Source organism: Pseudaeromonas sp. HNCC25DJ180, from assembly GCF_055413345.1.
This window is the reverse complement of record NZ_JBVAYF010000030.1, coordinates 1-1,843: the sequence shown is the minus strand read 5'-3', so window position 1 is coordinate 1,843 and position 1,843 is coordinate 1. Positions and strand designations below refer to the sequence as shown.

1 protein-coding gene is annotated in these 1,843 nt (G+C 49.4%); it reads left to right on the top strand.

Annotated features, from left to right (window positions below; genetic code table 11):
• Positions 1-1,509, top strand: a 1,509-nt coding sequence (locus tag ACZYTD_RS17115) for a calcium-binding protein (RefSeq protein ID WP_463893896.1), incomplete at its 5' end; no start/stop codon positions are given.
• Positions 1,510-1,843: the final 334 nt, after the last annotated feature.

Sequence of the window (1,843 nt, the reverse complement as noted above, 5' to 3'; positions counted from 1 at the left end):
GACGATGTGCCCAAATTGGGGGCGTTTACTAATGCCATCATGCCAAATGAGTTTGGTACTGTGCATGGCTTCTTCGATGTAGTTCCGGGGGCTGATGGCTTGGCTGGTTTTAATATCATGCCACCGGTCATCACTGGGCTTAATTATGATACGACGCAGAATTACCTCGCTGGCGAATTCATTGGTACAACCGTGACCGCGTTGGCAGGTACATCTGAGGTATTCAAATTGAATGTGTTGGCAGATGGCACTTATCAGTTCGATCTGCTCAAGCCCCAGGCGTCCGTGGACAAGACGGTATCTCTGCTCAATTTAACCTCGGGTAAACCAAGTAATTTTGTTGAAACCACAGATGGTTTGATCGAGTTTTCTAGTGCGGGCAAGGGGGTGAATTCATCTAACGTCGGCTTTGGTGTGGATAACCAATTTGTCGGTGTCGGTGAGCGTTTCACCATGGAGTTTCATAGCCAGGGGACAGTCGGTGATGATCTGCCTTCACTTAACCCGCAATTTGTTGAAAAGGTGGTGCTGACCAATGACAACATTAATGGCTCTATCACCTTGCAGTGGATCGCGACTAATACCCTGACGGGTGCTCAAGAAACGGGAACGGTAGCAGTTGCGGGAACCACAACCACCATAGACCCCACCATCAGTTTCAATACGCTGGAGATAATTGGTGATAGTGGGTCAGGGCAAGGGGTGCGCCTGACCGATGCGGTCATTTCCACCACCATATTACCGCCGGATAAAGATATTCCCTTCACTGTCAGTGCGATGGATGGCGATGGGGACATCACGACCGACAGTAGCTTCAATGTGCATATAGTGGGTGGTGCCAGCAGCAGCTTTACCTTACTCGGCACCGATACTAATGACGTTCTGGCTTCCAGCGCGGTAGCGGACCACATTAACGGTGGCAATGGTGCTGATATCGTCGATTATCGGGATGATGGCACAGGTGTCACAGTGGATCTGGGGACTAATACGGGGAGTGGTGGTACAGCTGCCGGGGATACCTACACCTCCATTGAGGGGGCCATGGGTGGTTCTGGCGATGATATTTTGATTGGGAATGCAGCCGATAATTACCTAGATGGCGGTAAAGGGGCTGACAGATTAGAGGGCAAAGCCGGGGCGGATATCCTGATTGGCGGTCAAGGTAATGACATCTTGGTCGGTGGTGACAACAATGACTTGTTTGTCTGGAAGAGTGGCGATGCGGATGGCTCGAAGGATGTAGTCAAGGATTTTGTCATCAATCAGGACAAGCTGGATCTAGCGGATGTTCTTGATATTCCAACGGGTGGAGCGGTGGAAGATTATCTGCATATTGGTACTGCGGTTGGTTATTCAGATCCCGTAGTACAAGTGTTTAGTGCAGGTGATGCCCAAACTACAGGCGCCATATCTAATTTGACTATAGTGATGGAGGGGTTAGGCACCACTGAAAGCGAGCTGTTGGCCTTACAAACCTACTTGTTGGATAACGATGGCTTGATCAAATAAGCTGGTCAGGGAGAGTCGGGAGACTCTCCCTAGACTTAACATCCTGCGGGCTGTGTATGGGTGAACGCCATCGTGCGCAGCACGGACCCATCGGCGCTCTCTCATCGCTGATAACTTATTGCGGCCTCTTACAGCATATCTTCTGCTGGTTATTGCATTATATGAGTCCGACCTTTGAGTGTATTCACTACCACGCACCACCGCCAATGAAAAGCAATAATATATTATCTATTCGCTGCAATCATCCTCACCATTTTGATGAAACCGTCGTTCATTTTTGATACGGATCTCTTGACAATCTATGTCTAGGCTTGAAGTAGAGCTTGACTGGGGT